This is a genomic window from Streptomyces sp. NPDC001493, assembly GCF_053597235.1.
Map to the genome: position 1 here is coordinate 158,623 of NZ_JBSFHV010000016.1, position 26,209 is coordinate 184,831.

Sequence of the window (26,209 nt, forward strand, 5' to 3'; positions counted from 1 at the left end):
ACCATGATCAGGGTCGTACGGGGCAACCCGACCCCCGAAGAACTCGCCGCCGCCCTCGCGGTGGTCCGGGCGCGCGCCGCTTCGGCGGCGGCGGTGCCGGACGCCGGGGCCCCGGCCCCGCACGCGCCGTGGTCCGACCCGGCGCGGATCGCCCGCGCCGCCCGGCCGTCGCCGGGGCCGGGGGCCTGGGCGCGCACGTACTGGCCCGCCTGAGCGGCCAGGGGGCCGGTCGCCGAGGGTGACCGGACCCGGCAAACGGGTGGTTGAGTACCCGTACTCAGGCAGGACCGCGGCGGGCGGAGCAGGATCGGACGCATGCTCTGGTCCGACCCCGACGACCGCCCGCCGAAGGAACTGCGCGACGCCCAGGAGATGCTGCGGCGCGCGGGGGTCCTGCTCGCGCTGGCCATGGTGATCGGGATGTTCGTGATCGGCCTGCGCTGAGCCGTCGGACCGCGCTGAGCCCTCGCACCGCGCTCGGAGCGTGACGCACGGCCTCCCGTGCTTACAGCGTGACGGCCCACAGGACGGTCTCGCCCGCGGCCACCGCCACCACCGCGATCCAGCTCAGCACCCGGGCCCAGCGCGGGAAGCGGTGGCGGTCGGGGGCGGGGGCGGTCCGGCTGTGCCACATCCACCAGAGCGTTCCGGCGCGTACGGCGAGCGAGACGACGCTCAGCGTGATGTGGACGGCCCGGTTGTCGGTGGCCCCGATCGCGAGGGCGAGGAACAGGTTCGGCAGCAGGAGCCAGGCGAGGGCGATCCCCCTGCGGGTCCGGCTCCACCACGGCGACAGGCACAGCGCGACGCCGGAGCCGAAGGTCAGGAGGAAGACGGGGAGCGTGGCGACGGCGGCGATCTCGTCACCCGACGCGAGCCGGCTGAGGACGGTCACCAGGCTGCCCGCCGCCAGACCCCCCACGATCGGGCCGGGGCTGCTCCACCAGGGGGCCTCCCCGTCCGTCCGGTCACCCGCCACGGCATCCGGGGCACCCGGTTCGGCCGGGTCGAGCTGGTGGTCGGCGGCATGGGCCTTCATGGCGACTGCTTTCGGTGGAAGTGGACGGAAGTCGGAGGTGCCGGGCGGCGACGCGCGGCCGGGCGCGGTCAGTACGCGGCGGTGCGGCGGCGCAGTACGCGGAGTGCGGCAGCCGTGAGCAGGGCCGCGGCGGCGAGCACCAGCACGCTGGAGGCGATCTGGTAGCCCCAGTAGTCGCCGGGCTTCAGGGCGTTCATGAGGTAGCTGTCCTGCGGGAGGGCGTCGTAGAACTGGAGGCCGACGATGCCGCCCGGGTGGAAGCCGTCGACCTGGGAGAAGAGCGGGAAGTCGACCAGCAGTACGGCCCGGGAGCGGACCAACGCTCCGGCGACCACCCAGGTGAGGACGGGCGCCGCGACGAGGGCGGGCAGGGTGCGGCGCAGGAGCGTTCCTGCGAGCGCACCCGCAGCGACCCCGAGGACGACGTGGGCGACGGTCACCGGGCCGATCGTGTAGTACGCGTTCTGCCGCTCGGCGCCGAAGGTGAGCAGGTTCCGGCCGAAGCCGTGCACGACGCTGATCCGGTAGAGCACCACCGGGGGGATGGTCACCGCCGCGAGGACCGCCGCCAGGACCGCCCAGCGGACGGTGAACCACCCCCGGGGCGTGACCGACTGGGTCAGCGCGAGGACGACGCGCCGGCTCTCCCACTCCCGCGCGGTCAGCACGGCGGTGACGAGCGCGGCGAGCAGGGCCGGCTGGAAGGCGAGGGACGAGCCGTCGTTCACGAGCTGCTCGGTCACCTGGTGGGCGTCGTGCGCATAGCGCCCGAAGTGGTACTCCTGGCCGCCGACACGGTCGCGCAGGGCCAGGGCGTCGGCCCAACTGCCGTAGTGGGACAGGAGCACGGCGCAGACGCGGGCGGCAAGGAGCGCGATGACGAGCGCGACCCACCGGTACTGCCGCAGGGCGATGTACACGAGCGGCAGGCGGCGTCCGGACGCGGGGCGGGTGGGCCGGGCGGTCGGGGCGGTGGTGGCGCTCATGCGGCGGTTTCCTTGCTGAGGGCGGTCGGGGTGGCGGCGTGGCCGGGGGCGGCGGGGGTGAGGTGGGCGAGGACCAGCTCCTCCAGCGAGGGGGTCCGCGCGTCCCACCCGGCGGGCAGCGGCCCGGCGGGGCGGATCAGCGCGCTGGTGCCGCGTCCGGCCGGGCGGGCCTCGACGACGGTGTGGCCGCCGAGCTGGTCGACGCCGCCGGGTACGGCCACCACCGCGTGGGAGGAGGTCAGTTCGTCGATGTCGCCGCAGAGCCGGACGGCGCCCCGGTCGAGCAGGAGCAGGTGGTCGCAGACGTCGGCCAGCTCGGAGATGATGTGCGAGGACATCACCACGGTGGTGCCGGTGTCGGCGACGTGCGCCATGAGCAGCCCCATCACCTCCTGGCGCGCCAGCACGTCGAGGTCGGCCATCGGCTCGTCCAGCAGCAGCAGGTCGGCGCGCTTGCCGAGGGCGAGGGCCAGGGCCAGACGGGTGCGCTGTCCGCCGGAGAGGGTCCCGACCCGGTCGTCGCCCAAGGGCTCCGCGATCCGTCCGGCCAACTCCGCGTCCCAGTTGGCCTCGTTGGTCACGGCACCCAGGCGCAGCATCTCGCCGACCGTGAACCGGGGCAACAGGGGCCGGTGTTGGGCCAGGTACGCGACCCGGGGGTGCCCGGCTCCCGGCGGCCCGCCCAGGACGTCGAGCGTGCCCGACGTGGGCCGCCGCATACCGGCCACCAGCTCCAACAGGGTTGATTTCCCGGCACCGTTGGGGCCCACCAGGGCGGACACGACGCCTGCGGGGACGTCGAAGGTGCAGCCGTCGAGGACGTCGCGCCCCTTGCGCCCGAATCTCCGGGTGACCCCGTGGGCGGCGAGCGCTGTGTCAGGGCTGCTGGTGGGGCAGGGCATCGGATTCCTTCGGAGGGTAGAGGTCGTCCAGCACGTCGGCGAACAGGGCGGCGAGGTCGTCGCGTTCGGCGCCCTCGGCGGCGGCCCGGGCGGCCACGTCCGCGAGCTCCGCCCGCCAGGGCGAGTCGGCCGAGGACGCGCCGAGGGTGCCGGTGACGAAGGTCCCGTGTCTGCGCCGGGTCTCGACCAGCCCCTGGGACTCCAGCTCGCGGTAGGCCTTGAGCACGGTGTTGGGGTTGAGCGCGGTCGCCTCCACCACCGCCCGGGCGGTGGGCAGCCGGTCTCCCGGCTTCAGCAGGCCCAGCCGGAGCGCCTGCTGGACCTGCTGGATGATCTGGACGTAGTTCGGCACGCCGCTGCGCCGGTCGATCCGGAAGGCGAACCCCATGGCCTCACCTCCCGTATGACCAATGAACTAGTGGAATGATGCATTGAATGGTCCGGGCACGTCAAGGCGCCTCCTCCACGACTGGATGGCGGAAGTGCCCATGCACGTAAGGAAGTACGGCCCGGCGACCCGCCACCCGCCGCACGGAGGAGGCCCCGGCACCAGGGACCCTCCCCGCCCCGGGACCTACGATGTCCCGCATGACTGCTCAGCGCCGGCTCGTGCTCGCCTCCGCCTCCCCCGCCCGTCTCGGCCTGCTGCGGCAGGCGGGCTTCGCCCCCGAGAAGATCGTCAGCGGGGTGGACGAGGACGCGCTCTCCGCACCGACCCCCGGCGAACTGGCGCTCGTACTGGCGCGGGCGAAGGCCGACGCGGTGGCGGCGCTCCCGGAGACGGCCGGGGCCCTGGTCGTGGGGTGCGACTCGGTGCTGGACCTGGACGGGGAGGCACTGGGCAAGCCCGCCGACGCCGAGGAGGCCACGGCCCGCTGGCGAGCGATGCGTGGGCGCGCGGGGGTGCTGCGGACCGGCCACAGCGTGATCGACAGGGCGAGCGGCCGTACGGCGTCCGCGACCGCGTCCACCGTCGTCCGCTTCGGCGAGCCCACCGACGCCGAGATCGCCGCCTACGTGGCCACGGGCGAACCGCTCTACGTCGCGGGGGCGTTCACCCTGGACGGACTCTCGGGCCCGTTCATCGATTCCATCGAGGGCGACCACTCCAACGTGATCGGGCTCTCGTTGCCGCTGCTGCGTCGACTCCTCGGCGAACTGGGCGTCTCCGTCACGGAGTTGTGGGACTGATCACAGGCGGAGCCGGGGGCCCCGCGACAGGGGCCCGGCCCTCGAAGCCACCCGGGCCGCCGAGACCGCCGGAGCCGTCGACGCCGTCACCCTCGGCGCCGCGGGCCCGGCGCCCGGGGCCGTACCCGATCAGCGTGCCGACGAGCAGCGCCAGCGCGACCATCAGGCAGCCGAAGGCGAACCAGCCGACCAGGCCCACCGCCAGGGCCCCGAGCACCCCGTGCGCGACCGCGGTGAGGATCAGCGCGAACCGGCCCACCCGGCCCGGGGAGCGGTCGCGTATCGCGGCGGTCAGCGCGACGAGGGCGACGACCACCAGCAGGGCCGCCGAGACGCCGCCCATCACCCAGGCGCCGGTACTCATGGCCCCGGGCTCCAGTCCGGCCAGGGACATGTTCTGGTTCTCCGCCACGGTGGCGAGGACGGTGTTGACGATCGCCACCCCCGCGGCCTCGGCGAGGAGCACGAGCGCGGTCACGACGGCCACCGGTCTGCGCACCACGGCGCCACCCCCTGTTACCCCTAGTTACGTCCGACACCGCGGACCTTACTAATCGGTAATCATCTGGACAAGGGCATGCGCACGGTCGGCACGCTTCGGCCGTACGGCAAGGAATTCTTCATTCATTCGTGGGGACCCGACAAAGAAAAGCCACCGGTCGTTGCGCCTACGGACAGAGACCTGGACCACACCTCGTGGCTACTGTGCGGTTAAGGATCGCGGCGTACCGTGGTCCGACAAGGGATTTTGCGACTCCGGAGGCCACGGAATCACGCTCCGTGTGGGCAAGCTCACCAATGGGGACGGGTCGTACGGCCGTGTTGGTAGTCCCTAAACTCAGCTTGTTCCTAGGAGGGAGTCATCGTGCGCAAGGTGCTCATCGCCAACCGTGGCGAAATCGCTGTCCGCGTCGCTCGGGCCTGCCGGGACGCCGGGATCGCCAGCGTCGCCGTCTACGCCGATCCGGACCGGGACGCTCTGCACGTCCGCGCCGCCGACGAGGCGTTCGCGCTGGGCGGTGACACCCCGGCGGCCAGCTACCTGGACATCGCCAAGGTGCTGCGCGCCGCCGCCGACTCGGGCGCGGACGCGATCCACCCGGGGTACGGATTCCTGTCCGAGAACGCGGAGTTCGCGCAGGCGGTGCTGGACGCCGGGCTGACCTGGATCGGCCCGCCGCCGCACGCGATCCGCGACCTCGGCGACAAGGTCGCCGCCCGGCACATCGCCCAGCGCGCCGGTGCCCCGCTCGTCGCCGGTACCCCGGACCCGGTCTCGGGCGCCGACGAGGTCGTGGCGTTCGCGCGGGAGCACGGTCTGCCCATCGCCATCAAGGCCGCCTTCGGCGGTGGCGGACGCGGCCTGAAGGTCGCCCGCACCCTCGAAGAAGTCCCGGAGCTGTACGACTCCGCCGTCCGTGAGGCCGTCGCGGCGTTCGGCCGGGGCGAGTGCTTCGTCGAGCGCTACCTCGACAAGCCGCGCCACGTCGAGACCCAGTGCCTGGCCGACCAGCACGGCAACGTCGTCGTCGTCTCCACCCGCGACTGCTCGCTCCAGCGCCGCCACCAGAAGCTGGTCGAGGAGGCCCCGGCCCCCTTCCTCACCGAGGAGCAGAACGCCCAGCTGTACGCGGCGTCGAAGGCGATCCTGAAGGAGGCCGGCTACGTCGGCGCCGGCACGGTCGAGTTCCTCGTCGGCACCGACGGCACGATCTCCTTCCTGGAGGTCAACACCCGCCTCCAGGTGGAGCACCCGGTCACCGAAGAGGTCACCGGCCTCGACCTGGTCCGCGAGATGTTCCGGATCGCCGACGGCGAGGAGCTGGGATACGGCGACCCGGCCGTACGCGGTCACTCCTTCGAGTTCCGTATCAACGGCGAGGACCCGGGCCGGGGCTTCCTGCCCGCCCCGGGCACCGTCACCACCTTCAACGCGCCGACCGGCCCCGGTGTCCGGCTCGACGCGGGTGTCGAGTCCGGCAGCGTCATCGGCCCCGCCTGGGACTCGCTCCTGGCGAAGCTGATCGTCACCGGCGCCACCCGTGAGCAGGCGCTCCAGCGCGCCGCCCGCGCGCTCGGCGAGTTCACCGTCGAGGGCATGGCCACCGCCATCCCGTTCCACCGCGCGGTCGTGGTGGACCCGGCGTTCACCTCGAACCCGTTCCGCATCCACACCCGCTGGATCGAGACCGAGTTCGTCAACGAGATCAAGCCCTTCACCACTCCCGCCGAGGCGGACGAGGACGAGGGCAACCGGGAGATCGTCGTCGTCGAGGTCGGCGGCCGCCGCCTGGAGGTCTCGCTCCCCTCGTCGCTGGGCATGAGCCTCGCGCGTACGGGCCTGGCGGCCGGTGCGAAGCCGAAGCGCCGCGCGGCGAAGAAGGCCGGCTCCGCGGCCTCGGGCGACACCCTCGCCTCCCCGATGCAGGGCACCATCGTCAAGGTGGCCGTGGAGGAGGGCCAGGAGGTCAAGGAGGGCGACCTCGTCGTCGTCCTGGAGGCCATGAAGATGGAGCAGCCGCTCAACGCGCACCGCTCCGGCACGATCAAGGGCCTCACCGCCCAGGTCGGCAGCTCGCTGTCGTCCGGCGCCGCGATCTGCGAGATCAAGGACTGACCTGCGGGACAGGCTCCCGCCGGGGCCCCGCCCGGTCCGTACGCCCACCGCGTACGGACCGGGCGGGGCCCTTGTGCGTACCGGCCCCGGACGCGGGGGCCGGACACCACCCGAGGGCCGGAACCCGGTCCGGGGACGGGCCCGCCGGGGGGCGGTGGCATCCTGGAGCCGAGGAGACCCGGGAGGACGACCCACCATGGCCAGCGTGACGCCGCCGAGCACGGCACCGAATCCGGACCCCGACGGGGCCGGTCCGGGTTCGACCGTGCCCGCCCCCGCGCCCGGACGGCCGATGCGCGCCGACGCCCGCCGCAACCACGACCGGCTGGTCGGCGAGGCCCGCACCCTCTTCGCCGAACAGGGCACCGACGCCTCGCTGGAGGACCTCGCCCGGCGCGCGGGCGTCGGGATCGGCACGCTGTACCGGCACTTCCCCACCCGGCCCGCGCTGATGAACGCGGTCTTCCAGGACGCGCTGGCGGACCTGCTCGAACGCTCGTACGCCCTGGCGCGCGCCGAGCGGCCCTGCCATGCCCTGGTGGAGTGGCTCGGCTGCATCGTCCGGCACGCGGGCGAATACCGGGGACTGGCCCGGGCGCTGCTCACCGCCTCGCGGGACGACACCTCGGCCCTGGCCCCCTGTCACGTACCGCTGCGCGAGGCGGGGGCCCGGCTGCTGGCACGGGCGCAGGAGAGCGGGGCCGTGCGGGCGGACGCGTCGATCGACGATCTGATGCGGCTGACCAACGCCATCGCGCTCGCCGCCGAGCAGAACCCCGAGGACCCGGAGCTGGCCGACCGGCTGCTCCTGCTGACGCTCCAGGGGCTCAAGAGCAGGCCGGAGACGGCGGAGACGGCGCCCGGGACCTGAGCCCCGGCCCGGTCGTCCTCAGCGCCGCCGCAGGTCCGCGACGCGGGCGCGCTCCGGGGGGCCGGGGTCGGCGAGCACCGCGGCGCCGCGCAGTTGCTGCCCCAGGCCGCCGTTCTGGGTGCGGCGCTGGCCCGGCAGCGGCATGTCGCGCCGGGGTCTGCCGTTCGGCGGGGCGCTCTCCACGCCGGTGGGGCCGGAGCCGGCGTCGCCACCCGCGAGGGTGATCTCCACGCCCTGGTCGGCCAGGGCCTGGATCTCGGCGGCGGCCCGCTCGTCACCCAGCGGGGGTTCGTCCGTGACCAGCCGGGTGACCAGCTCCGTCGGCACCGTCTGGAACATGGTGTCGGCGCCCAGCTTGGTGTGGTCGGCGAGGACGACCACCTCGGCGGCGGCCTGCACCAGGGCCCGGTCGACGCTGGCCGAGAGCATGTTGGAGGTGGAGAGTCCGCGCTCGGCCGTCAGCCCGCTCCCGGAGAGGAAGGCCCGGGAGACCCGCAGTCCCTGGAGGGACTGCTCGGCCCCGCTGCCCACCAGGGCGTAGTTGCTCCCGCGCAGGGTGCCGCCGGTCATCACGACCTCCACCCGGTTGGCGTGGGCCAAGGCCTGGGCGACCAGCAGGGAGTTGGTCACGACGGTGAGGCCGGGCACCCGCGCGAGCCGGCGGGCCAGCTCCTGGGTGGTCGTACCGGCGCCGACGACGATGGCCTCGCCCTCACCGACCAGTGCGGCCGCCGCGTCGGCGATGGCCGTCTTCTCCGCGGACGAGAGATGGGATTTCTGCGGAAAGCCGGACTCCCGCGTAAAACCGCCCGGCAAGACCGCACCGCCGTGCCGGCGGTCGAGGAGTCCTTCTGCCTCCAGTGCCCGCACGTCCCGCCGTACGGTCACTTCGGAGGTCTGGACGACGCGGGCGAGCTCACGGAGCGATACCGCCCCGTTGGCGCGCACCATTTCGAGGATCAATTGACGACGTTCTGCAGCGAACACAGAACTGACAGTAACCTGACCCGCGCGCGTTTTCAGCGCATTGGGCCGAATTGCAGAAGTTGGCAACGAAGTGGGTCACCAAGTGATATACGCGAACCCGATGTTGTCAGACTTGCCCGCAGAGTCGCCGTCCGTCGCCGCCGGATTGACTGGAACGCGCACACAACTGGTCGGGGAGCGGTCAGATGCGATCCGCCCGTATCCCAACAGCCCCCGCCACGACGGCAGTTGCCGTCGCGCGGGGGCGGTCGCGCGGGGTGACTAGATCTCGCCGTCGAGCTTCCGGGTGTGCAGCTGGCGGGCGACCTCGGCGATCGAACCCGACAGGGACGGGTACACGGTGAACGCGTTCGCGATCTGTTCCACCGTCAAGTTGTTGTCGACCGCGACCGAAATCGGATGAATCAGCTCGCTGGCGCGCGGCGCGACGACACAGCCGCCGACCACGATGCCGGTGCCGGGGCGGCAGAAGATCTTGACGAAGCCGTCGCGGATGCCGAGCATCTTGGCGCGCGGGTTGCGCAGCAGCGGGAGCTTGACGACCCGGGCCTCGATCTTGCCCGCGTCCACGTCGGCCTGGGTGTAGCCGACGGTGGCGATCTCCGGGTCGGTGAAGACGTTGGAGGAGACGGTCTTGAGGTTCAGCGGGGCCACCGCGTCGCCGAGGAAGTGGTACATCGCGATCCGGCCCTGCATCGCGGCGACCGAGGCCAGCGCGAAGACGCCCGTGACGTCACCGGCGGCGTAGACGCCGGGGGCGCTGGTGCGGGAGACCTTGTCGGTCTTGATGTGGCCGGACTCCTTGAGGCGGACGCCCGCCTCCTCCAGGCCCATGCCCTCGGTGTTCGGGATCGCGCCGACCGCCATCAGGCAGTGCGTGCCGGAGATGACCCGGCCGTCCGCGAGGGTGACCTCGACCCGGTCGCCGACGCGCTTGGCGGCCTGGGCGCGGGAGCGGGCCATGACGTTCATGCCGCGGCGGCGGAACACGTCCTCCAGCACGGCGGCGGCGTCCGGGTCCTCGCCCGGCAGCACCCGGTCGCGGGAGGAGACGAGGGTGACCCGGGAGCCGAGCGCCTGGTAGGCGCCGGCGAACTCGGCGCCGGTGACGCCGGAGCCGACCACGATGAGCTCCTCGGGGAGCTCGTCGAGGTCGTAGACCTGGGTCCAGTTGAGGATGCGCTCGCCGTCGGGCTGCGCGTCCGGGATCTCGCGGGGGTGGCCGCCGGTGGCGATCAGCACCGCGTCGGCGGTGAGGCGCTCCTCGCTGCCGTCGGCGGCGGTCACCACGACCTGGCGGGAGCCGTCGGCGGCCTGCAGGCCCTCCAGGCGGCCGCGGCCGCGCATCACGCGGGCACCGGCCCGGGTGACGGAGGCGGTGATGTCGTGGGACTGGGCGAGCGCGAGGCGCTTGACACGGCGGTTGACCTTGCCGAGGTCGACCCCGACCACCCGGGCGGCCTGCTCCAGGGCCGGGGTGTCGTCGGCGACGATGATGCCCAGCTCCTCGTAGGAGGAGTCGAAGGTCGTCATGACCTCGGCGGTGGCGATCAGGGTTTTCGAGGGGACGCAGTCGGTGAGCACGGACGCGCCGCCGAGGCCGTCGCAGTCGACGACGGTGACCTCTGCCCCGAGCTGGGTGCCGACCAGTGCCGCCTCGTAGCCGCCGGGGCCGCCGCCGATGATCACGATCCTGGTCACGAAATGTCCGCCTCGCGTGGTGTCATCCCGCGGCCGTCTGCCGTCCCGGCCGGGGTCCGGGGGATCGCCCCGGGGGAATGCAGTACGTACTCCATTGTCCCGCACCCGCCAAACTGCTTCGCCCCGGGGCCCTCCATCCGGGCGGCGGGGCCGTCCTCGCAGCTCGGGCGGGGTGGCCGGGAGGCATCCGAGCGGCCGTGCGCCGTTCGCTCTCCCGGGCTGTTCCTGCGAGGAGTTCGGCGCGTCGCCGCGCATCTCCCGTACCCTCGGACTCATGTCGCTCTACGCCGCGTACGCCGGCAACCTCGACGCGCGGCTGATGACGCGCCGCGCACCGCATTCCCCGCTGCGCGGTACCGGCTGGCTCAACGGCTGGCGGCTGACCTTCGGCGGGGAGCAGATGGGCTGGGAAGGGGCGCTGGCGACGGTCGTCGAAGCGCCGCGTTCCCAGGTGTTCGTCGCGCTGTACGACGTCGCGCCGATGGACGAGGACTCGCTGGACCGCTGGGAGGGCGTCGGCCTCGACATCTACCGGCGGATGCGGGTGCGCGTGCACACCCTGGACGGCGAGGAGCCGGCCTGGATGTACGTGCTCAACGGCTACGAGGGCGGGCTGCCCTCCGCCCGCTACCTCGGCGAGGTGGCCGACGCGGCGGAGTCCGCCGGGGCCCCGCACGACTACGTGATGGAGCTGCGCAAGCGCCCCTGCTGACCCTGCGGTCACACCTGCCCCAGGAGTCTCACGCGCCCCTCGGGCACCCTCCGGTTCCCGGCCCACCGACCCCCTCGTCGTACGAAAATACGAAAGGATCGGACAGATGGTGTGCCGGTCCATCTACGCGCGTAGGGATTCAGCGGTTACCCTCGTCCGGTGAACGCATCTGTTATTCCGGACAACATCCAGGACGACCCGCACGCGGTGGCCGCCGAGGCCGCCGCCAGGCTGCGGGAGCTGACCGGCGCCGAGACCCACGACGTGGTCCTCGTGATGGGGTCCGGCTGGGGGCCGGCGGGCGATGCGCTCGGTACCCCGGACGCCGAGTTCCCGGTGACGCACCTGCCCGGATTCCCGCCCCCGGCGGTCGAGGGACACGGCGGCACGGTCCGCTCGTACCGCATCGGCGAGAAGCGCGTGCTGGTCTTCCTCGGCCGCACCCACTTCTACGAGGGACGCGGCGTCGCCGCCGTCGCCCACGGCGTCCGTACGGCCGTGGCCGCGGGCTGCCGGACCGTCGTGCTGACCAACGGCTGCGGCGGTCTGCGCGAGGGCATGCGCCCCGGCCAGCCGGTGCTGATCGGTGACCACATCAACCTCACGGCCACCTCCCCGATCATCGGCGCCAACTTCGTCGACCTGACGGACCTGTACTCCCCCCGGCTGCGGGCGCTCTGCCAGGAGATCGACCCCTCGCTGGAAGAGGGCGTGTACGTGCAGTTCCCCGGCCCGCACTACGAGACCCCGGCCGAGATCGGCATGGTCCGCGCGATGGGCGGCGACCTGGTCGGCATGTCCACCGTGCTGGAGGCCATCGCCGCGCGCGAGGCGGGCGCGGAGGTGCTCGGCATCTCGCTGGTGACCAACCTCGCCGCGGGCCTGTCCGGCGAACCGCTCAACCACGAAGAGGTCCTGCAGGCCGGCCGGGACTCGGCCGCGCGCATGGGCGACCTGCTGGCCCGCGTGCTCGAACGCATCTGACCGGCCGGTCCGGTGGCGGTCCGCCCCGCACGACGGGACGGGCCGCCCCGGCCGGGCCGCCACCCGCACCAACCGCTCCCCCGGCACCACCCGCTCCCCGGCACTCCCCGCACCACCGGCACCCCCGTCACCCCCGTCATCCCCGAAAGGTGGACCCCGTGCACCACGACGACCTCCTCGAACGGGCCAGGGCCTGGCAGGCCGAGGACCCGGACCCCGAGACGCGGGAGGAGCTGGGGCGGCTGATCGCCACGGACGGCCCCGAGGCCCGCGCCGAACTCGCCGCGCGCTTCGCCGGCACCCTCCAGTTCGGCACCGCCGGTCTGCGCGGGGAGCTGGGCGCCGGTCCGATGCGGATGAACCGCGCCGTCGTGATCCGCGCCGCCGCGGGGCTGGCGGCTTACCTCAAGGCCGAAGGGAACACCGACGGGCTCGTCGTCGTCGGGTACGACGCCCGCTACCGCTCGGAGGACTTCGCCCGGGACACCGCCGCCGTGATGACCGGCGCCGGGCTCCGCGCCGCCGTCCTGCCGCGCCCGCTGCCCACCCCGGTGCTGGCGTTCGCCATACGGCATCTGGGTGCCGTCGCGGGTGTCGAGGTCACCGCGAGCCACAACCCGCCGCGCGACAACGGCTACAAGGTCTACCTCGGCGACGGCTCGCAGATCGTGCCCCCGGCCGACGCGGAGATCGCCGCCGCCATCGCCGCGGTCGGCCCGCTCGCCGGGGTGGACCGGCCCGAGGACGGCTGGGAGGTCCTCGGCGACGAGGTCCTGGACGCCTACCTCGCGCGTACCGACGCCGTGCTCTCCACCGGCTCCCCGCGCACCGCCCGGACCGTCTACACGGCGATGCACGGCGTCGGCACCTCGGTGCTGACCGCCGCGTTCGAGCGGGCCGGGTTCCCCGCGCCGGTGCTCGTCGCCGAGCAGGCCGAGCCCGACCCGGCGTTCCCGACCGTCGCGTTCCCCAACCCGGAGGAGCCGGGCGCGATGGACCTCGCCTTCGCGACCGCGCGCCGGACGGACCCCGATCTGATCATCGCCAACGACCCGGACGCGGACCGCTGCGCCGTCGCCGTCCCGGACCCGGCGGCCGGGGGCGGCTGGCGGATGCTGCGTGGCGACGAGGTCGGCGCGCTGCTCGCCGCGCACCTGGTGGACCGGGGCGCCGAGGGTGTCCTCGCCGCCTCGATCGTCTCCTCCTCGCTGCTCGGCCGGATCGCCGAACGCGCCGGTCTCGGGTACGAGGAGACGCTCACCGGCTTCAAGTGGATCGCCCGCGTGGACGGACTGCGGTACGGCTACGAGGAGGCGCTCGGCTACTGCGTCGACCCGGACGGCGTACGGGACAAGGACGGCATCACCGCCGCGCTGCTCGTCACCGAGCTGGCCTCGGTGCTCAAGGAGCGCGGCCGGACCCTGCTCGACCTGCTGGACGACCTGGCCCTCGCGCACGGGCTGCACGCCACCGACCAGCTGTCGGTCCGGGTGGAGGACCTCTCGGTCATCGCCGACGCCATGCACCGGCTCCGCGAGCGGCCGCCGGCCGCGCTGGCGGGGCTGGCGGTCACCTCGGCCGAGGACCTCGCCAAGGGCTCTGCCGACCTTCCGCCCACGGACGGCCTGCGCTACCGGCTCGACGGCGCCCGGGTGATCGTCCGCCCGAGCGGGACCGAGCCGAAGCTCAAGTGCTACCTGGAGGTCGTCGTGCCGGTCGCCTCGGCCGACGGGCTGCCGGCCGCGCGGGCCCGGGCGGCCGAGCTGCTGGCCGGGATCAGGCGGGACCTCTCCACCGCGGCCGGCATCTGACCCGCCGCCCCTGGCGTACGCACGAGAAGAGCGGGCCGGTACCTCCGTGGGAGGCGCCGGCCCGCTCTTCTTCGTACGTGCGTGACGCGCGGGCGTCACTTCGTGGCGAAGAGCACCACCAGAGCGATTCCGCCCGCGACGGCGGGGCCGATGATCTCCCACGCCCAGCGCACCGAGGCGGTCACCTCCTGGGCACCGGCGGCGGCCCGGCCGGCGGCGTTGGCGGCGTCCTCCTCGGCAAGCGTGCGCAGCTCGCCGACCGCCTGGTCGGCCACCGCGGGGCGCACCTGCTTCGCCGCGGCGCCTTCGCGCCGGGCGGCGGACGACTGGCGCACCGCCCGCTTGCGGTCGCGCAGCGAGACGGGCAGCGCCCACACCTGGTACTTCTTCCCGTCCGTGGTGAACAGCTCGGTGGAGTACGCGGCGCGGACGTCCGCCATCCGCGACCACGGCAGCACGATGGTGCGGAACGGGTTGCGGATCAGGATGCGGCGGGCTCCGGCGAGTACGGCGGGGCGCAGGGTGAAGGCGACGACCAGCGGTGCCACCAGCACCGCTCCGGCGAGCGCCAGCCAGGGCGCACGGCCCTCGCCGGAGACGAGCGCGTCGCCGAGCAGCCAGGCGATGAGCAGGAGCAGCAGGACGCCTGCCACCGCCGCGGGGGTGGACCGGTAGGTCCGGTCGGCGTAGGTGGGCTCGTCCGGGGGCGTGGAGCTCGTCATGGCCCGATTGTGCCTGACGCCCGGGGGCGGGCGCGGAGTGGCTCAGGTGCGGAGTGGCTCAAGTACGGGGTGGCTCAGGTACGGGGCGGCCGCCCGGGTCGCGGCGCACGGCCCAGGGCCCAACGGCCCACGGCCCGAGGGGCGTACCGCGCGTACCGGGCGTGCGGGGCGCCCGCGCGGGGCGTGTGGTGGTCCTTACCCCCCTGTACAGGCTGCTACGCGCGTAGATATGCTCCTCTGGTGACCATGCCCACCACTGCACCCGCATTCTCCGGCGCGACCGCGTCCGACGGTGCGCTGCGCCGCTTCCTGCACGGGCTGCCCGGCGTCGACGCCGTCGGCCTGGAAGCGCGCGCCGCCTCGCTCGGCACCCGGTCGATCAAGACGACGGCCAAGGCGTACGCCATCGATCTCGCCATCTCGATGATCGACCTGACGACGCTGGAAGGCGCGGACACCCCGGGCAAGGTCCGGGCGCTGTGCGCCAAGGCCCTGCATCCCGACCCGACCGACCGGACGACCCCGCGCACCGCCGCGGTCTGCGTCTACCCCGACATGGCGGCGACCGCCGTCGCCGCACTGGCCGGCTCCGACGTGAAGGTGGCGTCCGTGGCGACGGCCTTCCCGGCCGGCCGTGCGGCGCTCGACGTCAAGCTCGCGGACGTCCGCGACGCGGTGGCGGCCGGGGCCGACGAGATCGACATGGTGATCGACCGGGGCGCGTTCCTGGCGGGCCACTACCTCAAGGTGTACGAGGAGATCACGGCCGTGAAGGCCGAGTGCGGCACCGCCCGCCTCAAGGTCATCTTCGAGACCGGCGAGCTCTCCACGTACGACAACATCCGCCGCGCCTCCTGGCTGGGGATGCTGGCCGGGGCCGACTTCATCAAGACGTCGACCGGCAAGGTCGCGACCAACGCCACCCCCGCGAACACCCTGCTGATGCTGGAGGCCGTCCGCGACTTCCGGCTCCAGACCGGCGTACAGGTCGGGGTGAAGCCCGCGGGCGGCATCCGTACGACCAAGGACGCGGTCAAGTTCCTGGTCCTGGTCAACGAGACCGCGGGCGAGGACTGGCTGGACAACCACTGGTTCCGGTTCGGCGCCTCCGGCCTGCTGAACGACCTGCTGATGCAGCGCCAGAAGCTCAGCACCGGCCGTTACTCCGGCCCCGATTACGTGACGGTGGACTGATCCCCATGGCATCTGCATTCGAGTACGCGCCCGCCCCCGAGTCGCGGTCGGTCGTCGACATCGCGCCCTCGTACGGCCTGTTCATCGACGGCGAGTTCACCGAGGCCGCCGACGGCAAGGTCTTCAAGACCGTCTCGCCGAGCAGCGAGGAGGTCCTCTCCGAGGTCGCCCGCGCGGGCGAGGCGGACGTGGACCGCGCGGTCCGGGCGGCCAGGAAGGCGTTCGAGAAGTGGTCGGCGCTGCCGGGCTCCGAGCGCGCCAAGTACCTCTTCCGGATCGCCCGGATCATCCAGGAGCGCAGCCGTGAGCTGGCGGTCCTGGAGACGCTGGACAACGGCAAGCCGATCCGGGAGACCCGCGACGCGGACCTCCCGCTGGTCGCGGCGCACTTCTTCTACTACGCGGGCTGGGCCGACAAGCTCGGCCACGCCGGTTTCGGTACGGACCCGCGCCCGCTGGGCGTGGCCGGCCAGGTCATCCCGTGGAACTTCCCGCTGCTGATGCTGGCGTGGAAGATCGCCCCGGCGCTCGCGGCCGGCAACACGGTGGTCCTCAAGCCCGCCGAGACGACCCCGCTCTCCGCCCTGTTCTTCGCGGACATCTGCCGCCAGGCGGGTCTGCCGAAGGGCGTCGTCAACATCCTGACGGGGTACGGCGACGCGGGCGCGGCCCTCGTCGCGCACCCGGACGTGAACAAGGTCGCCTTCACCGGCTCGACCGCCGTGGGCAAGGCCATCGCCCGGCAGGTCGCGGGTACGGACAAGAAGGTCACCCTGGAACTGGGCGGCAAGGGTGCCAACATCGTCTTCGACGACGCCCCGGTCGACCAGGCGGTCGAGGGGATCGTCACCGGCATCTTCTTCAACCAGGGCCAGGTCTGCTGCGCGGGCTCCCGCCTGCTGGTGCAGGAGTCGGTGCACGACGAGGTGCTGGACGCGCTGAAGCGGCGGCTGTCCACGCTGCGCCTCGGCGACCCGCTGGACAAGAACACCGACATCGGCGCGATCAACTCCGCCGAGCAGCTCGCCCGGATCACCGCGCTGGCGGAGACGGGCGAGGCGGAGGGTGCCGAGCGCTGGACCGCGCCGTGCGAACTGCCGTCCTCCGGCTACTGGTTCGCCCCGACGCTCTTCACCGGTGTCACCCAGGCCCACACGGTCGCCCGGGACGAGATCTTCGGCCCGGTGCTCTCCGTGCTGACCTTCCGTACCCCGGACGAGGCCGTCGCGAAGGCCAACAACACCCAGTACGGCCTGTCGGCGGGCATCTGGACGGAGAAGGGCTCCCGCATCCTCGCGGTGGCGAACAAGCTCCGGGCGGGCGTCGTCTGGGCCAACACGTTCAACAAGTTCGACCCCACCTCGCCGTTCGGCGGATACAAGGAGTCGGGCTACGGCCGCGAGGGCGGCCGCCACGGCCTGGAGGCGTACCTCGATGTCTGAGCACGGATCGACCAACGGCTCCGCACCGCGGCGCCTGAGCGTCTTCAAGACCTACAAGCTGTACGTCGGGGGCAAGTTCCCCCGTTCCGAGAGCGGCCGGGTGTACGAGGTGACCGACTCCAAGGGCACGTGGCTGGCGAACGCCCCGCAGTCGTCCCGCAAGGACGCGCGGGACGCGGTCGTCGCCGCCCGCAAGGCCTTCGGCGGCTGGTCCGGCGCGACCGCCTACAACCGGGGCCAGATCCTCTACCGCGTCGCCGAGATGCTGGAGGGCCGCCGGGAGCAGTTCGTCCGCGAAGTCGCGGACGCGGAGGGGCTGTCGAAGTCCAAGGCCGCCGCCGTGGTGGACGCCGCGGTGGACCGCTGGGTCTGGTACGCGGGGTGGACGGACAAGATCGGCCAGGTCGTGGGCGGGGCCAACCCGGTCGCCGGGCCCTTCTTCAACCTGTCGACGCCGGAGCCGACCGGTGTGGTCGCGGTACTGGCGCCGCAGCGCTCGTCGTTCCTCGGGCTGGTCTCGGTGATCGCCCCGGTGATCGCCACCGGGAACACCGCCGTGGTGGTCGCCTCCGCCGACGCGCCGCTGCCCGCGCTCTCGCTGGGCGAGGTGCTGGCCACCTCGGACCTGCCGGGCGGTGTGGTGAACGTGCTCTCCGGCGCCACCGCCGAGCTGGCGGCCCCGCTCGCCGCGCACCAGGACGTCAACGCCATCGACCTCACCGGCGCGGACGCCGCACTGGCGAAGGAGCTGGAGATCGCGGCGGCCGACAATCTGAAGCGCGTCCTGCGTCCACAGCCTGTGGACGGCGAAGCGGGCCCGGCCGAACCCGACTGGACCGCCGACCCGGGCACGCACCGCCTGACGGCGTTCCTGGAGACCAAGACGGTCTGGCACCCCACGGGCGCGCTGGGCGTCTCCGGATCGTCCTACTGACGGTCCCGCACCACGGGCGGCGGAGCGTACGCACACCGGCGGGGCCGGTCCTCACCACGACGGGAGGACCGGCCCCGCCGGTGTGTCAGCGGATCAACGCGCCCCGGTGATCAGCCCGGTGACCTGGCCCACCACGGGCAGGTCGCGGAGCGCGCCGCCGTCCGTGAGGTGGTCGGTGACCAGGGCGGTGGAGACCGGCTTGAAGTCGGCGACCTGCGTGCCGACGGCGTTGTCCAGCGGGTCGGTCCCGGTCTTGGCCAGCGGGTCGAGCTGGAGCGCGGTTACGGGGGCAAGGCTGTTCGACAGCGCGCCGGTCACCGCGGGCAGGGCGGCGTCCGTCACCGCCGACACGGCGGCCTGCGCGCTGTCGCTCGCCTCGGTCACGGCCTCGGGCGTGGCCGCCTGCGCGGACGCGGCGCCCGCACCGAGGGCGGCACCCAGGGCGGTGACGGTCAGCCCGGCGCGCAGCAGGACGTGCCGCGAGGGCTTGATTCGTGCATGACGTGCCATTTTTCCCACCTGATCGACTTCGTATCGGTAGTCGTACGTGCGCGCAGAGTAGTGGAGATGTGATGCTCGATACCAACAGGACTTCCGAGGGGTCCCCTGCTCGGGTCATGCCTCACACTTTTGTTCTGTGAGTTCCCAACCGATCCCGACGCGCGTCGTCCTGCTGACAGGCCCCTCCGGCTCCGGGAAGTCCTCCCTCGCCGCCCGCACCGGTCTTCCGATGCTGCGGCTGGACGACTTCTACAAGGAGGGCAACGACCCGACCCTGCCCCAGGTCACCGGCAGCACGGACATCGACTGGGACTCCCCGGAGTCCTGGGACGCCGAGGCCGCCGTGGCCGCCATCGCGGACCTCTGCCGCTCCGGCCGCACCCGCATACCGGTCTACGACCTGGCCACCAGCTCCCGTACGGGCACCGAGGCGCTGCACATCGACCGTTCGCCGCTCTTCGTGGCCGAGGGGATCTTCGCGGCGGACATCGTCGCGCGCTGCCAGGAGCTGGGGCTGCTCGCCGACGCGATCTGCCTGCGCGGGCGCCCGTCGACCACGTTCCGCCGGCGGCTGCTGCGGGATCTGCGCGAGGGCCGCAAGTCGGTGCCGTTCCTGCTGCGGCGCGGCTGGCGGCTGATGCGCGCGGAGCGCCGGATCGTGGCCCGCCAGGCGGCGCTCGGCGCCCACCCGTGCGGCAAGGAGGAGGCGCTCGGCCGCCTGGCCGCCGCGGCCGCGGGCCGCTGCCGCCGCACCCCGGCGGGGAGCGGCGCGGCGTAGTACGGCGGGCGGACGGGTCGCGGAGGTACGACGAACGGGGCCCGACCCGACCCCGCCGCGGGAACGACGAACGGGGCCGTACCGGGCCCCCCAGCCCGTACGACCCCGCCGTTCCCCCGTCGCTCGCCGTTTCCCCCCGGAGCGGCGAGCTCCGTCGTTCCCCCGTTTCCCCCCGTGGGCCCCGTTTCCCCCGTGGGCCCCCGTTGTTTCCCCCGTAGCCTCAGGCCACCAGCTCGCCGAAGGACTCCTTCTCGTCACGTCCGAAGCTGAGGACCTCGTCCTCGCGCAGCCGGCGGAGCGACCGCCAGATGCTGGACTTCACCGTGCCGACACTGATGTCGAGGATGGCCGCGATCTCCGGGTCGGTGCGCCCCTCGTAGTAGCGCAGGACCAGCATGGTGCGCTGGAGTTCGGGCAGCCGGGCGAGCGCCTGCCAGAGCACCGCGCGCAGCTCCGTGCCGCGCATGGCGTCCGAGTCGCCGCCCGTCTCCGGCAGTTCCTCGGTCGGGTACTCGTTGAGCTTGCGGCGCCGCCAGGCGCTGATGTGCAGGTTGGTCATCGTGCGGCGCAGGTAGCCGCCGACGGCCGCCTTGTCGCTGATCCTGTCCCACGCCCGGTAGGTCGAGAAGAGGGCGCTCTGCAGCAGGTCCTCGGCCTCGTACCGGTCGCCGGTCAGGTGGTAGGCGGTCGCGTACAGGGAGGCGCGGCGCTCCTGGACGTAGGCCGTGAACGCCGCTTCGGCGTCCTCGACCGGCGCCTGGGGCGTCCGCTCCCCCGTGATGCCCTCCCCGTACGCGCTTCCCCCGTGTCCCCCGTACGTTCCCCCGTACGTACCCGGTCCGTCCCCCGTGGCGTCGGTGACCGGCGCCTGAGCCGGGTGCTGACGCCCGGTGCCGCGAACGCACCCCCGTCCGTTCACAGCACCGGACTTCTCGGAACCCCGGCCGATGTCGTGGAGACGCGTGACAACCGCGCTTGAGCCGGTGCGCTGCAGTTGCAGTGCGTTCATCGTGCGCCTCCCCGTCGTGGAGTCCGTTCGAACCGTGTGCCATTGAGTCTGGCGGGGCAGTTTCATGGCACTGTCCGCCGACTGTCACAGAGCTGTCACAGGCCCCGTGGGGTCGTAACCGTCACAACTGGGGCCGCTCACGCACAGGAAGTGGCCCCCGGCGGTCGAACTGGGGCACCACCATGGGACAGAATGGCTCGCGTGCCTTTCCTGTTGCTGATCGAGGACGACGACGCCATCCGCACGGCCCTCGAACTCTCGCTGTCACGCCAGGGCCACCGAGTGGCCACCGCGGCGACGGGAGAGGACGGCCTGAACCTCCTCCGGGAGCAGCGGCCCGACCTGGTCGTGCTGGACGTGATGCTGCCCGGGATCGACGGTTTCGAGGTCTGCCGCCGCATCCGCCGCACCGACCAGTTGCCGATCATCCTGCTGACGGCGCGCAGCGACGACATCGACGTCGTGGTGGGCCTGGAGTCGGGTGCCGACGACTACGTGGTGAAGCCCGTGCAGGGCCGGGTGCTGGACGCCCGCATCCGGGCCGTACTCCGGCGCGGGGAGCGGGAGTCGACGGACTCGGCGACCTTCGGGAACGTGGTCATCGACCGTTCCGCGATGACGGTCACCAAGGACGGGGCGGATCTCCAGCTGACCCCGACCGAGCTGCGGCTGCTCCTGGAGCTGAGCCGCAGGCCCGGACAGGCCCTGTCCCGGCAGCAGTTGCTGCGGCTGGTGTGGGAGCACGACTACCTGGGCGACTCGCGGCTCGTGGACGCGTGCGTCCAGCGGCTGCGGGCGAAGGTGGAGGACGTGCCGTCCTCGCCGACGCTGATCCGTACGGTCCGCGGTGTGGGCTACCGGCTGGACTCGCCTCAGTGAGTGGACGTGCCGGGCACGGGGTCCGTGCGGGACTCCGCTGGAGCAGCCTGCGGCTGCGGCTGGTCGTGGTGTTCGGCCTGGTGGCCCTGACGGCGGCGGTGTCCGCGTCGGGGATCGCGTACTGGCTCAACCGCGAGGCGGTGCTGACGCGTACGCAGGACGCGGCGCTCGGGGACTTCCGGCGGCAGATGCAGAACCGGGCGGCGTCGCTGCCGTTGCAGCCGACCAAGGACGATCTCCAGTCCGCCGCCGTGCAGATGGCGGACAGCGGGCCGGGGTACGCGGTGCTGCTGGAGGACGAGCGGGACGGCGGTAAGCCGATCGTCGGCTACTCCGACCTGGACTCCTTCACCAAGGTGGACGTGCCCAACTCGCTGGAGCGCCAGGTCTCCGCGCAGCAGCGGCTGACCTCGGGCAACACGTACGAGTACCACCTGTTCTGGCAGCGTACGAGCATCGACGGCACCCCGTACCTGGTGGCCGGGACACGGATCATCGGCGGCGGCCCGACCGGGTACATGCTGAAGTCGCTCGACCAGGAGCGCCAGGACCTCAACTCCCTCGCCTGGTCGCTGGGGATCGCCACCACGCTGGCGCTGATCGGCGCGGCGCTGCTCGCGCAGGCGGCGGCGACGACCGTGCTGCGGCCGGTGCAGCGGCTCGGCGAGGCGGCGCGCAAGCTGGGCGAGGGGAAGCTCGACACCCGGCTCGTGGTCTCCGGTACGGACGAACTCGCCGAGCTCTCCCGGACGTTCAACCGGGCGGCCGGTTCGCTGGAGAAGAAGGTCGCGGACATGAGCGCGCGGGAGGAGTCCAGCCGCCGGTTCGTCGCCGACATGTCGCACGAGCTGCGCACCCCCCTCACCGCGATCACCGCGGTGGCCGAGGTGCTGGAGGACGAGGCCGACAGCCTCGACCCGATGATCGCGCCGGCCGTCCATCTGGTGGTGAGCGAGACCCGGCGGCTCAACGACCTGGTGGAGAACCTCATGGAGGTCACCCGCTTCGACGCGGGCACGGCCCGGCTGGTCCTGGACACGGTGGACGTCGCCGACCAGGTCACCGCCTGCATCGACGCACGGGCCTGGCTGGACGCGGTGGAACTCGACGCGGAGCGCGGCATGATGGTGCGGCTCGACCCGCGGCGGCTCGACGTGATCCTGGCGAATCTGATCGGCAACGCGCTGAAGCACGGCGGTTCACCCGTGCGGGTACGCGTACGCACCGAGGGCGAGGAACTGGTCATCGAGGTACGCGATCACGGGCCGGGGATTCCCGAGGACGTGCTGCCGCACGTCTTCGACCGGTTCTACAAGGCGAGCGCGTCCCGCCCGCGCTCCGAGGGCAGCGGCCTCGGGCTGTCGATCGCCATGGAGAACGCGCTGATCCACGGCGGCACCATCTCGGCGGCCAACTCCCCGGACGGCGACGGTGCGGTGTTCGTCCTGCGGCTCCCGCACGCCGAGGACGAGAGCGCCACGCACGACGCGAACGACGCCGGTGACGGCGCGGACGGCGAGGAGTCGTGAGGAGGACGAGCCCGGCGGGCATGCGACGGAACCCGGCCGGCGGGCGGCGGACCCGGGTGGGCGCGCGGCGCCCGCTCACCGGGGTGGTCCTCGCCGTGGCCGCCGCCGCGCTGGCCGCCGGGTGCGGCATCCGGCCCACCTCGGTGCCGGTCGACGCGGGGGCGGCGCCCTCCCGGGTGCCGTGCCGCACCAGCGGTACGGACTCCGGGGCGCGGGACGCCGACGAGCGGGTGCGGGTGTACCTGGTCTGCGCGTCGGAGCTGGTGACGGCCGACCGGACGATCGCCGGCACCGACCGGGGCAGCGGCCGCCTGGGCCTGGCGCGGGCGCTGCTCGCACAGATCCGGCAGTCGCCGCTCGCCTCGGAGCGGCGGGCCGGTTTCACCACCGCCGTCCCCTCGGACCTGAGCGTCGGGGAGGGCGCCCCGGACGATCCGGCGGGCGCCCTGCGGCTGAGCGCCCAGCCGGAGGACCTCTCCTCCGAGGCGCTGGCCCAGGTGGTCTGCACGTTCGCCGAGGAGACCACGCTCGTCACCGGCGGCGCGGTGCTGCTGGGCGGGCCGAGCGACGACTACGCCCCCCGCGGTTACCTCTGCACGGCGGAGACGAGGGCCCGGCCGCAGAACGTACCGACCGTGAGCACACCGTCGCCGTCGTCCCGTTGAGCCCGACGGTCGGGAGTGCTGGTGCTGCCGGTGGACGCGTGGCGGGTGGGGCGCGCAGGGGGCGCGCGTCCCGTGGTCTGCGCCACTTCCAGCCGTTTGCCCGGAACCGTTCCCTCAGGGCCGGGCGTCTACGGGGGCGTGCGTCAAGGTCCCGGCGGTAAGGCCGTCACCCTGTTCCGCGTGGTGGGGTTCACGCTTCTCCTCGCGCATCTCGTGCTCGTCGGGTGGCTGACGCTGCGCCCCCTGGACGTCCCCTGGATCAGCGCCGCGAACTTCACCCCGCTGGACGGCATCAAGGCGGACCTCGCACTCGGCCCGGGGGCCGCGGTACGGCGCATCGGCGCGGGGCTGCTGCTGCTCGCGCCGCTCGGGTTCCTGCTGCCGATGGCCGACGCGCGCCTCACCGTCTCCCCGTGGGCGTCGCTGGTCCGTACGACCGCCGCCGGGGCGCTGATATCCCTCGCCATCGAGCTCGGGCAGACCGGGGTGCCCGGGCAGGTGGTCGACATCGACTCGCTGCTGCTGAACACCGTGGGGGTGCTGCTGGCGCACCTGCTGGTGGTGCCGTTCGTACGGGCGCGGCTGCGCCGCCGGCGGCACCGGGCCCCCGCGCCGGAGGGCGTGGACGCGGCCGGTGGGACCCCTCAGGGCGCGACCCCGACGATTACCAGGGTCGGGGTCGCACCGTAGAGGGAGGCCCCTTCGGCGCCGGTGGAGCGACCATGGATACATCGGGAGCGCCGCAGCGGCTGCTCCCCCGACGGTTCACCGAGGAGCCCACCATGGCCGGATTGGTCCGCCCCATTGACGGACGCATGATCGGCGGAGTGTGCGCGGCGCTGGCACAGCGCTTCGGTACCTCCGCGACGACGATGCGCGTCATCTTCCTGGTCTCGTGCCTGCTGCCCGGTCCGCAGTTCCTGGTCTATCTGGCGCTGTGGATCCTGCTGCCCGGGGAGAAGTCCTCGTCGGGCACCACGTCCGCGACGGCCTGGTGACGCGGGTACGACGGGGGTACAACGGGGGTCGGTATCTACGTCGACGGACCTTTGCGTCGACGGACAGCACGGAGCACGCGGTGGGGCACCCGGCCTGACAGGCCGGGTGCCCCACTGGCGTACGGGCGTCCCTCGGGGGAGGCCGGGCGGGTCAGCCGCCGATCGGGAGACCGTTCGCGGTCAGGCCCTTGGTCGGCAGCCCGCCGAGCAGCTGGGTGACGGGCTTGGCGGCGTCGGTGGCCTTGCCGCCGAGGAGGCTGCCGGTGGTCTCCTTGACCGGGAGGGTCTGGGCGGTGTGACCGAGGTTCGCCAGCGCGTCGGTGGAGATGGGCAGGGAGCTGCCCGCGTCGAGCGGGAGGGCCGTGGCGGCCGACGCGCTGCCGGCGGCGGCAGCGGCGAAGGCGGCGCCGAGAGCGGCGGCACCGATGATGCGGGCGGAGGAGAGCTTCATGACATTCATCCTTGGGGAATGGGGATGCGAGCGGCTCTGCAAACTAGCCACCCCGCTCCCCGCTCCGCAAACGGCGCGACACACGGAAAAGGGCCGGGAAATGTGTTCCCCGGCCCTTTTCGGAACGCGCTCGTTCAGCTCTGTTCGACCGAGGAGACGCTGGTCGCGGCGGTCTGATTGAACAGCCATGCGGACTTCAGTTCGGCGTATCCCGGCTTGATCACGTCGTTGATCATCGCGAGACGTTCATCGAAAGGAATGAATGCTGATTTCATCGCATTGACGGTGAACCACTGCATGTCGTCGAGCGTGTATCCGAAAGTCTCGGTCAGCCGCTCGAATTCCTGGCTCATGCTGGTCCCGCTCATCAGGCGGTTGTCGGTATTCACCGTGGCGCGGAAGTGCAGGGTGCGCAGCAGCCCGATCGGGTGCTCCGCGTAGGAGGGGGCGGCGCCGGTCTGGAGGTTCGAGGTGGGGCAGAGCTCCAGCGGGATGCGCTTGTCCCGGACGTAACTGGCCAGGCGGCCGAGCTTGACCGTGCCGTCCTCGGCGACCTCGATGTCGTCGATGATCCGGACCCCGTGGCCGAGCCGGTCGGCGCCGCACCACTGGAGGGCCTGCCAGATCGACGGGAGGCCGAACGCCTCGCCCGCGTGGATGGTGAAGTGGTTGTTCTCCCGCTTGAGGTACTCGAAGGCGTCCAGGTGGCGGGTGGGAGGGAAACCGGCCTCGGCGCCCGCGATGTCGAAGCCCACGACCCCGGAGTCCCGGTGGCGGTTGGCGAGTTCGGCGATCTCCAGCGAGCGGGCGGCGTGCCGCATCGCGGTGAGCAGGGCGCCGACCCGGATGCGCCGGCCGTCCTCGCGGGCCAGCCGCTCCCCTTCGCGGAAGCCGTCGTTGACCGCCGCCACGACCTCTTCGAGGGTGAGCCCGCCGGTCAGGTGCTGCTCGGGGGCGTACCGCACCTCGGCGTAGACGACGCCGTCCTCGGCGAGGTCCTGGGCGCACTCGGAGGCGACCCGGAAGAGCGCGTCGCGGGTCTGCATGACGGCGCAGGTGTGGGCGAAGGTCTCCAGGTAGCGCTCCAGCGAACCGGAGTCGGCCGCCTCGCGGAACCAGGTGCCCAGCTTGTCGGGGTCGGCCTCCGGCAGGTCCTCGTACCCCTGGGCCAGGGCGAGTTCGACGATGGTGCCGGGGCGCAGGCCGCCGTCGAGATGGTCGTGCAGCAGCACCTTCGGGGCGCGGCGGATCTGGTCGGCGTCGGGGACGTCACGGAGCTGGCTCGTCATCTGCGCACTCTAACGCC

The 26,209-nt window shown here is 72.8% G+C and carries 29 protein-coding genes; 17 read left to right on the plus strand and 12 right to left on the minus strand.

Annotated elements, in window-relative coordinates:
* The first annotated feature begins 3 nt into the window (after positions 1–3).
* On the plus strand, positions 4–213 hold the full coding sequence (locus ACWCWD_RS23140; RefSeq protein WP_450775110.1) for an acyl-CoA carboxylase epsilon subunit: 210 nt from the start codon (positions 4–6) through the stop codon (positions 211–213).
* A 102-nt stretch (positions 214–315) separates the two neighbouring features.
* Positions 316–444, plus strand: coding sequence for a morphogenic membrane protein MmpB (gene mmpB, locus ACWCWD_RS23145; RefSeq protein ID WP_450775112.1), 129 nt, complete (start codon positions 316–318; stop codon positions 442–444).
* 61 nt (positions 445–505) lie between these two features.
* On the opposite strand, the gene ACWCWD_RS23150 is transcribed toward mmpB, so the two are convergent.
* The 4 genes from ACWCWD_RS23150 to ACWCWD_RS23165 all read right to left on the minus strand — a co-directional run bounded on the left by ACWCWD_RS23150 (position 506) and on the right by ACWCWD_RS23165 (position 3,315).
* Positions 506–1,039: a hypothetical protein gene (locus ACWCWD_RS23150; protein ID WP_450775114.1), complete on the minus strand. Its 534-nt coding sequence runs from the start codon at positions 1,037–1,039 to the stop codon at positions 506–508.
* Positions 1,040–1,107: 68 nt separating this feature from the next.
* Positions 1,108–2,025 carry a hypothetical protein gene (locus ACWCWD_RS23155; RefSeq protein WP_450775116.1) on the minus strand — a complete coding sequence of 306 codons (918 nt, stop codon included), beginning with the start codon at positions 2,023–2,025 and terminating at the stop codon, positions 1,108–1,110.
* Positions 2,022–2,927 (minus strand): ABC transporter ATP-binding protein, encoded by a 906-nt coding sequence (locus ACWCWD_RS23160; RefSeq protein ID WP_450775118.1) that lies wholly within the window; start codon positions 2,925–2,927, stop codon positions 2,022–2,024. Before ACWCWD_RS23160 ends, ACWCWD_RS23155 begins: the two co-directional genes overlap by 4 nt.
* Positions 2,902–3,315 (minus strand): GntR family transcriptional regulator, encoded by a 414-nt coding sequence (locus tag ACWCWD_RS23165; protein ID WP_450775120.1) that lies wholly within the window; start codon positions 3,313–3,315, stop codon positions 2,902–2,904. Before ACWCWD_RS23165 ends, ACWCWD_RS23160 begins: the two co-directional genes overlap by 26 nt.
* Positions 3,316–3,506: 191 nt before the next feature.
* Between ACWCWD_RS23165 and ACWCWD_RS23170 the strand changes: the two genes are divergently transcribed.
* A complete protein-coding gene (locus ACWCWD_RS23170) occupies positions 3,507–4,118 on the plus strand; it encodes a nucleoside triphosphate pyrophosphatase (protein ID WP_450775122.1) in 612 nt (203 codons plus the stop codon).
* Here the strand turns inward: ACWCWD_RS23170 and ACWCWD_RS23175 are convergent.
* Positions 4,099–4,617, minus strand: a complete 519-nt coding sequence (locus tag ACWCWD_RS23175) for a hypothetical protein (RefSeq protein WP_450775201.1) — start codon at positions 4,615–4,617, stop codon at positions 4,099–4,101. The two genes, ACWCWD_RS23170 and ACWCWD_RS23175, sit on opposite strands and share 20 nt — an antisense overlap.
* Before the next feature lie 366 nt (positions 4,618–4,983).
* Between ACWCWD_RS23175 and ACWCWD_RS23180 the strand changes: the two genes are divergently transcribed.
* Positions 4,984–6,735, plus strand: a complete 1,752-nt coding sequence (locus ACWCWD_RS23180) for an acetyl/propionyl/methylcrotonyl-CoA carboxylase subunit alpha (RefSeq protein ID WP_450775124.1) — start codon at positions 4,984–4,986, stop codon at positions 6,733–6,735.
* 292 nt (positions 6,736–7,027) lie between these two features.
* Entirely contained in the window at positions 7,028–7,606 is a 579-nt protein-coding gene (locus tag ACWCWD_RS23185) for a TetR/AcrR family transcriptional regulator (RefSeq protein ID WP_450775203.1), read from the plus strand.
* 18 nt (positions 7,607–7,624) lie between these two features.
* Here ACWCWD_RS23185 and ACWCWD_RS23190 read toward each other — a convergent pair whose 3' ends face one another.
* Together ACWCWD_RS23190 and ACWCWD_RS23195 are read right to left on the minus strand one after the other, a co-directional pair.
* Positions 7,625–8,593, minus strand: a complete 969-nt coding sequence (locus ACWCWD_RS23190) for a DeoR/GlpR family DNA-binding transcription regulator (RefSeq protein WP_450775126.1) — start codon at positions 8,591–8,593, stop codon at positions 7,625–7,627.
* Positions 8,594–8,854: 261 nt separating this feature from the next.
* Entirely contained in the window at positions 8,855–10,294 is a 1,440-nt protein-coding gene (locus tag ACWCWD_RS23195; protein ID WP_450775128.1) for an NAD(P)H-quinone dehydrogenase, read from the minus strand.
* 274 nt (positions 10,295–10,568) lie between these two features.
* On the opposite strand from ACWCWD_RS23195, the gene ACWCWD_RS23200 reads away from it, so the two are divergent.
* The 3 genes from ACWCWD_RS23200 (at position 10,569) to ACWCWD_RS23210 (ending at position 13,801) form a co-directional block, all read left to right on the plus strand.
* Entirely contained in the window at positions 10,569–11,006 is a 438-nt protein-coding gene (locus ACWCWD_RS23200) for a gamma-glutamylcyclotransferase (RefSeq protein WP_275492381.1), read from the plus strand.
* A 159-nt stretch (positions 11,007–11,165) separates the two neighbouring features.
* Positions 11,166–11,990, plus strand: a complete 825-nt coding sequence (locus ACWCWD_RS23205; protein WP_327177648.1) for a purine-nucleoside phosphorylase — start codon at positions 11,166–11,168, stop codon at positions 11,988–11,990.
* 158 nt (positions 11,991–12,148) lie between these two features.
* A complete protein-coding gene (locus tag ACWCWD_RS23210) occupies positions 12,149–13,801 on the plus strand; it encodes a phospho-sugar mutase (RefSeq protein WP_450775131.1) in 1,653 nt (550 codons plus the stop codon).
* A 95-nt stretch (positions 13,802–13,896) separates the two neighbouring features.
* On the opposite strand, the gene ACWCWD_RS23215 is transcribed toward ACWCWD_RS23210, so the two are convergent.
* Positions 13,897–14,523, minus strand: a complete 627-nt coding sequence (locus ACWCWD_RS23215) for a PH domain-containing protein (RefSeq protein WP_450775132.1) — start codon at positions 14,521–14,523, stop codon at positions 13,897–13,899.
* A gap of 246 nt (positions 14,524–14,769) precedes the next feature.
* On the opposite strand from ACWCWD_RS23215, the gene deoC reads away from it, so the two are divergent.
* From deoC to ACWCWD_RS23230, 3 genes are read left to right on the plus strand one after another with little or no spacing between them, the layout of a single operon-like run.
* Positions 14,770–15,717: a deoxyribose-phosphate aldolase gene (gene deoC / locus ACWCWD_RS23220; protein WP_390960522.1), complete on the plus strand. Its 948-nt coding sequence runs from the start codon at positions 14,770–14,772 to the stop codon at positions 15,715–15,717.
* Positions 15,718–15,722: 5 nt separating this feature from the next.
* Positions 15,723–17,159, plus strand: a complete 1,437-nt coding sequence (locus tag ACWCWD_RS23225) for an aldehyde dehydrogenase family protein (protein WP_450775134.1) — start codon at positions 15,723–15,725, stop codon at positions 17,157–17,159.
* A complete protein-coding gene (locus ACWCWD_RS23230; protein ID WP_450775136.1) occupies positions 17,152–18,093 on the plus strand; it encodes an aldehyde dehydrogenase family protein in 942 nt (313 codons plus the stop codon). The genes ACWCWD_RS23225 and ACWCWD_RS23230 overlap by 8 nt, the downstream gene beginning before the upstream one ends.
* A 93-nt stretch (positions 18,094–18,186) precedes the next feature.
* Here the strand turns inward: ACWCWD_RS23230 and ACWCWD_RS23235 are convergent, their stop codons facing one another.
* Positions 18,187–18,603, minus strand: a complete 417-nt coding sequence (locus tag ACWCWD_RS23235) for a hypothetical protein (RefSeq protein ID WP_450775137.1) — start codon at positions 18,601–18,603, stop codon at positions 18,187–18,189.
* Between the two features lie 127 nt (positions 18,604–18,730).
* Here ACWCWD_RS23235 and ACWCWD_RS23240 point away from each other — a divergent pair, with 127 nt between their 5' ends.
* Positions 18,731–19,372: a uridine kinase family protein gene (locus tag ACWCWD_RS23240; protein ID WP_450775138.1), complete on the plus strand. Its 642-nt coding sequence runs from the start codon at positions 18,731–18,733 to the stop codon at positions 19,370–19,372.
* Positions 19,373–19,592: 220 nt separating this feature from the next.
* Here the strand turns inward: ACWCWD_RS23240 and ACWCWD_RS23245 are convergent, their stop codons facing one another.
* On the minus strand, positions 19,593–20,381 hold the full coding sequence (locus tag ACWCWD_RS23245; protein ID WP_450775140.1) for a SigE family RNA polymerase sigma factor: 789 nt from the start codon (positions 20,379–20,381) through the stop codon (positions 19,593–19,595).
* A 201-nt stretch (positions 20,382–20,582) separates the two neighbouring features.
* On the opposite strand from ACWCWD_RS23245, the gene afsQ1 reads away from it, so the two are divergent.
* The 5 genes from afsQ1 to ACWCWD_RS23270 all read left to right on the plus strand — a co-directional run bounded on the left by afsQ1 (position 20,583) and on the right by ACWCWD_RS23270 (position 24,452).
* Positions 20,583–21,260, plus strand: a complete 678-nt coding sequence (afsQ1, locus tag ACWCWD_RS23250) for a two-component system response regulator AfsQ1 (protein WP_266708396.1) — start codon at positions 20,583–20,585, stop codon at positions 21,258–21,260.
* Positions 21,257–22,789: an ATP-binding protein gene (locus ACWCWD_RS23255; RefSeq protein WP_450775142.1), complete on the plus strand. Its 1,533-nt coding sequence runs from the start codon at positions 21,257–21,259 to the stop codon at positions 22,787–22,789. Before afsQ1 ends, ACWCWD_RS23255 begins: the two co-directional genes overlap by 4 nt.
* Before the next feature lie 20 nt (positions 22,790–22,809).
* Complete coding sequence (locus ACWCWD_RS23260; RefSeq protein ID WP_450775144.1) at positions 22,810–23,454, plus strand: hypothetical protein; 645 nt, start codon at positions 22,810–22,812, stop codon at positions 23,452–23,454.
* Positions 23,455–23,592: 138 nt separating this feature from the next.
* The gene (locus ACWCWD_RS23265) at positions 23,593–24,144 is read left to right on the plus strand and encodes a VanZ family protein (RefSeq protein ID WP_450775146.1); all 552 of its coding nucleotides are present in this window, start codon (positions 23,593–23,595) and stop codon (positions 24,142–24,144) included.
* 92 nt (positions 24,145–24,236) lie between these two features.
* On the plus strand, positions 24,237–24,452 hold the full coding sequence (locus tag ACWCWD_RS23270; RefSeq protein ID WP_386891908.1) for a PspC domain-containing protein: 216 nt from the start codon (positions 24,237–24,239) through the stop codon (positions 24,450–24,452).
* A gap of 151 nt (positions 24,453–24,603) precedes the next feature.
* Here ACWCWD_RS23270 and ACWCWD_RS23275 read toward each other — a convergent pair whose 3' ends face one another.
* Positions 24,604–24,903, minus strand: coding sequence for a hypothetical protein (locus tag ACWCWD_RS23275; RefSeq protein WP_390960444.1), 300 nt, complete (start codon positions 24,901–24,903; stop codon positions 24,604–24,606).
* A 134-nt stretch (positions 24,904–25,037) separates the two neighbouring features.
* Positions 25,038–26,192, minus strand: a complete 1,155-nt coding sequence (locus ACWCWD_RS23280) for an adenosine deaminase (RefSeq protein ID WP_450775148.1) — start codon at positions 26,190–26,192, stop codon at positions 25,038–25,040.
* Positions 26,193–26,209: the final 17 nt, after the last annotated feature.